Origin of the sequence: Pseudomonas sp. LP_7_YM (assembly GCF_004364435.1) — a bacterium.
Taxonomy (GTDB): Bacteria; Pseudomonadota; Gammaproteobacteria; order Pseudomonadales; family Pseudomonadaceae; genus Aquipseudomonas.
Genome location: NZ_SOCT01000028.1, coordinates 1 through 5,870, shown reverse-complemented (window position 1 = coordinate 5,870; position 5,870 = coordinate 1). Strand labels below are relative to the sequence as shown.

Below are 5,870 nucleotides of genomic sequence, written 5' to 3'. Positions count from 1 at the left end.
CCGTGGCGCAGGGCTACGCTGGCCATCGATATGCCAGGTTGCAGGCATTCCTGGACGATCTGAGCTTTAAAGGGCTTGGGGTAAGAAGTTCTCTGTAAGCGTCTGGGCATCACGTCTTGCGTGATTAAACCGGTTGCCAGTTATGCGGCAGCAACTGATCTATTTCACTCGCCCGCTGAGTCGGCAGTCGCGTAAGAACATCCTTCAGATATGCATACGGATCATGGCCATTCAGGCGTGCAGACTGGATGAGGTTCATAATCGCCGCCGCTCGTTTGCCGCTGCGTAACGATCCTGCAAAGAGCCAGTTCTTGCGTCCAAGAGCCCATGGTCGGATCTGGTTCTCTGCCCAGTTGTTGTCTATGGGTACAGCCCCGTCATCGAGGTAGCGTGACAGCGCTGCCCAGCGTTTCAGGCTGTAATCAAGGGCTTTGCTTATGGCTGAGCCTTCGGGCACAAGATCGCGCTGGGCGCTCATCCAGGTATGCAGCATGTTCATTATCGGGACGGCCTTTTCTTGCCGTATTCGGCGCCGTAAATCCGGTTCCAGATCGCGGACTTCACTTTCGATTTCGTACAGCAACTGGATATAACGCAGGGCTTGCTCCGCAAGCGTGCTTTTATTCGTAGCGTGCAGTTCAAAGAACTTGCGCCGCGCATGAGCCATGCAGCCAATCTCGGTCACGCCGAGTTCGAAGCTGGCTTTGTAACCGCCAAAATCATCACAGACCAGCTTGCCCTTCCAGTCATTCAGGAAGTTGCGAGCGTGCTCTCCGGCGCGGCTGGGGCTGAAGTCGTAAACCACCGCTGCCACGTCCGAGAACTGGCTGGTGGCGTAGGCCCAAACATAAGAACGGTGGGTTTTCTTAGTGCCCGGCATGAGCATTTGCACAGGTGTTTCATCGGCGTGAATAACCTGCTGCCCGAGCACCACGTCGCGCAGCGCATCGACCAGCGGCTGCAACTGAACCCCAGTCACACCCACCCATTGGGCCAAGGTTGAGCGTGGAATCGCCAGGCCTGCTCGACCAAAGATCGATTCCTGACGGTAGAGAGGCAGGTGGTCAGCGAACTTCGCGATCATGACGTGGGCGAGCAGGCCCGAAGTCGGGATGCCCTTGTCGATGACCTGTGCCGGAACCGGAGCTTGGATCAGCGTTTCGCAGTCATCGCAAACCCATTTGCCACGTACATGGCGTTCAACGGTAAATACGCCGGGCGTGTAGTCCAGCTTCTCGCTGACGTCCTCGCCGATGCGCTTGAGGGCGCAGCCGCATGGGCAGTGAGTGTTGTCCGGTTCGTGATGGATCAGTGTGCGTGGAAACTCTGCCGGCAATGCCGTGCGCTTGGGTTTTTGCTTTTTCTCGGCCGGAGTTATCACTGCCTGCAAGCTTTGAAGCTCTGCTTCGATTGCCGCGATATCGGTGTCAATCAGATCATCGAGCAGGCTGGCCTGCTCGGGACTCATCTGCTCGCTGCGCTTGGCAAACTTCATGCGTTTGAGATGCGCGATCTCAAGGGTCAGTTTCTCGATGACCGTCTGATCGCGACTGATCTTCTTGCCCATCGTCTCAACGGTCTTACCCATCGTCTCAACTTGTTGGTCGAGCGTTTCTACCGTCTTGCCCAGCGTGTCGACCTGGTGGTCGAGCGTCTCGACACGCTGTATCAACTGCGCCGCCAAGGCGCGCAGTTGTTCAGGGGTCAGGTGAGCGAGATCGGGAAGCGAAGTCATGACGCCGATTTTGCCAGAGCAGGCAATTTGCAGCGATAGACCGATAGGCTAATGGCAGTCGTTAAAGCAGTGTGATCGAGCCTCCAGAACCTGCGCGTTGCCATGGCAGACCCAGCACCAATGCCTGAAGTTGCTCAGAATCCAGCTCCATCTCAGAACCGTAGCGAGTGCCAGGCCAGTGGAACTTGCCTTGATTTAATCGGCGCGCCGCCAGCCATATGCCAAAGCCGTCATGCACCAGCACTTTCATGCGATTGGCGCGGCGGTTGGCGAACAGATAAGCACAGTGCGGCTGCGCCGCACCGAACACCGCAATTACCTTGGCCAAGGCTGTTTCAGTGCCTGCGCGCATGTCCATCGGTTCGGTGGCGAGCCAGATGGCGTCGATGCGAATCATCGCAAAAGGTCTCGAAGAAAGGTCGCGCAGGCAGCAGCATTTTCAGTGGGCCAGTTCACTTTGACGGTGCCTCGCGGGTGCTGAATTTCAACGCAGATGTTCGATGATGCTGGGTGCACGCTTGCCCCGGCCAGCGGCACGGGTAACGGAATAAATGCAGGTTGCAGCGCTGTGCTTTTCTGCGATGGCAGCCGAATCCATTTGTGGACGAGGTTTGCGTTGAGGTTATGGCTGAGTGCGATGCCGGCAATCGAAGCACCGGGCTGGGCACACTCTTGAATGACTTGGGCTTTGAAGGACTTGGAGTAGGAACGGCGTGTTGGCTGCATGAAATACCCGCTTAAAAGGCTAGAACTGGTGCCCACTTAAATTTAAGTGCACACCATGTCTTGGCTTTGCCGGGCTGGGTAGATGACTTGGCCGGACGCATACAGTTCTCTGGCGCATGGCAATCCTGAAGATAAGGTCGATGGTGTCCACGTATTTTTTAAGTGGAGAACATCGCCCTTATTGCAGGGATCGGGTAGGTGACTTCGCCGGACGGTTACCAATGCGCGGCTTTTGAAGGTGGTGGGCCCACACGGACTCGAACCGTGGACCAAAGGATTATGAGTTGCTGGGCGAGCTGGTATGCCTAGAGAAAGCGTTCGTAAGTGAACGTAGGTTGGCATAGCTGGAGGCCCAGTATTTACTGATGTTAAGCGTAGTTTTGAGAACGTTGGTCAAGCTGGGTACTGTACCGTGGTTGTACTGATTTTGCAGCGTATGAGCTTCGACCCAATGTAACGCGATCACCATGTTAAATTCTGAAGAAGCGAATTCTTGACCTTAATGGGCGCTTGGTATCGGCAGCGGTGGAGCCCTGGCTTCTGGTTACAACAGGCCGCAATCTGTAGCAACAAGCCCCCTGTTGATGCGCTTCCCCAGCCGGATCAATCATTAGGTGATGCGCATTCTCTGCTTTTGCCAGCAGCGCCTTAATCTCGCTCATGCTGAGAAATTGGCACAGCACCATTCTCCTAGAATGATCGTTGTATGGAGGCGCACCTAGCCTTTGCCGACTCGCTCGTTAGCCGCTTTGGAATGGAAGAGGTAATGACACCAGGCGGGGTTGACAGCGATAGGTGCGTAAGTGTCTCATTATCCGATAAGAAGCGTGTGTGACGAATTTGAGACTATGACCGCGTTCGCGATTTTATAATGCCTCGTGGCACTTTCGCACTGCGGCGCGGTGCAGTGTATAGCAATCATAAATTTAGGCGGGTCCTGCCGGCGCTTTGACCTTAAGCCGCTTGCGGCGGACTCAATGCTTAGCTCTGCGATCCTATTATTTTACGAAGCGTCTGTAGCTCGGGTCCTATGTAATTGTAGGAGTGGCCCCACGACCGATAGTGAACACGCCCCGTGGCGCGTCATCTACTCGTTAGCGACGATGCAGCAAGGGCTCCGGCCCCCTTGTCGGCTCTTAACCTGTTGTGGCTGAGCATGGCGGTAGCGTTCTACCCTGTGCCATCAAGGAGATATTCATGATAATGGATCTTGCTGCGCTGCTCTCGCTTCATCGCTTTCAGCTTAGAAAATTCGATGCCCCTTCCCTGGTAAGCGGACAGTGAGGGCGCGCGGGTGAGTAACTTTCTGACGCCTCCAACGTCAGCCAACATGAGATGTGATCGAGGGCAGACGGGCTTGCTAGGCAGGGGCCTGCAGGGTTTCGTGGGCGAGTCGGCCATGGAATTCTACATGCAGCCAGGACAGTTCGCGGGAGAATACGCAACCGACGACTACACGGCTGCTGTTTACTTGGTTCATCAGCTTTCCAGCCGCGACGAGCAGATGAGCCCCCGCGAGTACCAGGATGCTGCATTGCTCCTTCGCGAGCTGTTACAGAAACTCAAGCACGCCGCTAATGTGTCGGTAGAAGCGCTGCAGTCGCTTCAGCAGGCTGCAGCTAACATTCCCGGAATTGGTCAGCTCATGTTCTCGGCAGCAAACCTGCCTGGGAACATCGCAAGTGCCTCGGGCGCTCTGGTGGCAGCGGCTAAAGCCCGGAAGGTGACCGATCTCTTGGACCTGACCGGGGATCAAAAGTCGAAGCTTCACACATGGGCTAATAGCCGAGGTACGCCTGGCGCGCAGTCAGCCGGTAGAACGTTTAAAGGTAGTATAAAAATTATCGCTAAAAACGGGAATTTGTTTTTTGAAGTGCCTGTCACTGCGGTTGCACAGCATTACAAGATATTGGGTGAAGTGGGTCAGTCTGTGGCTCATATTCCTGTGGGGAATGCAAGAGCAGCATTGAACCAACGCGCGCCGCTGCACGCTAAGGGTGCAACGGGCGGCCTGAAGATTTTGAGCGGAAATCCTGTCGGTTTTGCTTTGGCGATAGGGCCACAGACATATATGGATTACTCTAGTTCAACGTCGGCGAAGGATTTTTACAATAAATCTGTGGCCAGTCAGCCTACAAACGTTGCTTCGTTTTTCGGGGGGATGGCAGGCGGAGCTGCCGTGACCCTCGCTTATGGCGCGCTGGCCGCAGGCGCAGCGCCTTTAGCAGTGGTCTTAGTCATTGGCTGGGGTGCAGGACTTGGGGTGCAATATCTGATGATCCATTATGGTATCGATAAGCGAATTGAAATGCTTTGAAGCGTTGAAAAGGATTCTGGCTAATGATTTTGGACTCCGATTATCTTAAACGTGGTGCTTGGGTCTGTTTCAGTGTGCTTGTATTTGCCATGATTCTCGGGCTCTCTGTTGTACCGTTCTTCTGGCCTGTCTATTTATTTATTTTTATCTTGAAGCTCAGCTGGTTTCTTTACCTGATCTATTTTTGTGAGAGGTTCACATTTTATATGTGGTCCGTCTTAGCCAGTGTGGAGGGTTTTCTGATCATACTGGCGAGCAGTATCGCCTATTTGTCCGCCGCCGACGTATGGGGGGCGGCAAGTGCTGCAGCCTCTATCGCAGGCTTGTTACCTACGGCTTTTGTACTTTTGGTTTTTTATATAATCGCTCACACAAAACCGTCGTTTCATCCATTTGAATACAGTGGAAACAAGGTAAAGGTGGTGCCGAAAGTTAGCCAGAGTACTTCAGCAAGGTATCCTGTTGCGTGGTCGGCTGGTGCATCTACGCTAGCGGCGAGTGTCTTTATCAAATTTTTTGGAGTGTCGGCGGCGGGAGTCATTGGCGCGGTCGTTCTAGCCGCCTGCGCTTTAGTCATTCTCTACCATATGCGTCATACAGTTAGAGCACTACGCACTTTAAGCATGAACGAAAAAAAAACCTCAGTGCCCTACACGTTTATGCAGATCGACGAGATTCGCCAAGCCCGCAGTCGCTGGTGGATCAGCAGATTGTTCAAGTGGGTTAGTTACCGGCGCAAGTCGCCGAGTGCTTGATTGACGATGATTCTGGCGCGCAGGTTTTAACCCCTGATCGCGTGTTACTGGCTTAAGGAGTAGTTGAAACGATGGACCTCTCGTCACTGTTTACTGCACAGAACAGGCGCCTGTTCAAGTTGACCATGGCCCTCAAGGGCGGCCAGGAGTTGCTGCTGGAGTCTTTTGCAGGGAGCGAAGGGCTGTCGATGGATTTCGGCTTCCAGCTCGAACTCATTTCCGATGACGCCAGTGTCAAACTAAAGTCGGCGATTGGTCAGGCTGCTACCATCGAGATCGAGCTCGCCACGGGCGGCAGCCGATATATCAATGGTCACGTGTTGAGCTTCGGCAACAA

General features: G+C 54.1%; 6 protein-coding genes. 3 read left to right on the top strand and 3 right to left on the bottom strand.

Going from position 1 to position 5,870, the window contains the following annotated elements:
- Positions 1 to 124 precede the first annotated feature (124 nt).
- The 3 genes from EC915_RS24520 to EC915_RS24510 form a co-directional block, all read right to left on the bottom strand.
- Positions 125 to 1,735 carry an IS66 family transposase gene (locus EC915_RS24520; RefSeq protein WP_133753046.1) on the bottom strand — a complete coding sequence of 537 codons (1,611 nt, stop codon included), beginning with the start codon at positions 1,733 to 1,735 and terminating at the stop codon, positions 125 to 127.
- A gap of 61 nt (positions 1,736 to 1,796) precedes the next feature.
- Positions 1,797 to 2,132 carry an IS66 family insertion sequence element accessory protein TnpB gene (gene tnpB / locus EC915_RS25405; RefSeq protein ID WP_133753045.1) on the bottom strand — a complete coding sequence of 112 codons (336 nt, stop codon included), beginning with the start codon at positions 2,130 to 2,132 and terminating at the stop codon, positions 1,797 to 1,799.
- Positions 2,129 to 2,461, bottom strand: a complete 333-nt coding sequence (locus tag EC915_RS24510; protein WP_256658834.1) for a transposase — start codon at positions 2,459 to 2,461, stop codon at positions 2,129 to 2,131. Before EC915_RS24510 ends, tnpB begins: the two co-directional genes overlap by 4 nt.
- Positions 2,462 to 3,860: 1,399 nt before the next feature.
- Between EC915_RS24510 and EC915_RS24500 the strand changes: the two genes are divergently transcribed.
- The 3 genes from EC915_RS24500 to EC915_RS24490 form a co-directional block, all read left to right on the top strand.
- The gene (locus EC915_RS24500) at positions 3,861 to 4,778 is read left to right on the top strand and encodes a hypothetical protein (RefSeq protein ID WP_256658833.1); all 918 of its coding nucleotides are present in this window, start codon (positions 3,861 to 3,863) and stop codon (positions 4,776 to 4,778) included.
- A 23-nt stretch (positions 4,779 to 4,801) separates the two neighbouring features.
- Positions 4,802 to 5,533 carry a hypothetical protein gene (locus EC915_RS24495; protein WP_256658832.1) on the top strand — a complete coding sequence of 244 codons (732 nt, stop codon included), beginning with the start codon at positions 4,802 to 4,804 and terminating at the stop codon, positions 5,531 to 5,533.
- Positions 5,534 to 5,604: 71 nt separating this feature from the next.
- The coding region (locus EC915_RS24490; RefSeq protein ID WP_256658827.1) for a contractile injection system protein, VgrG/Pvc8 family at positions 5,605 to 5,870 on the top strand (266 nt) is incomplete at its 3' end.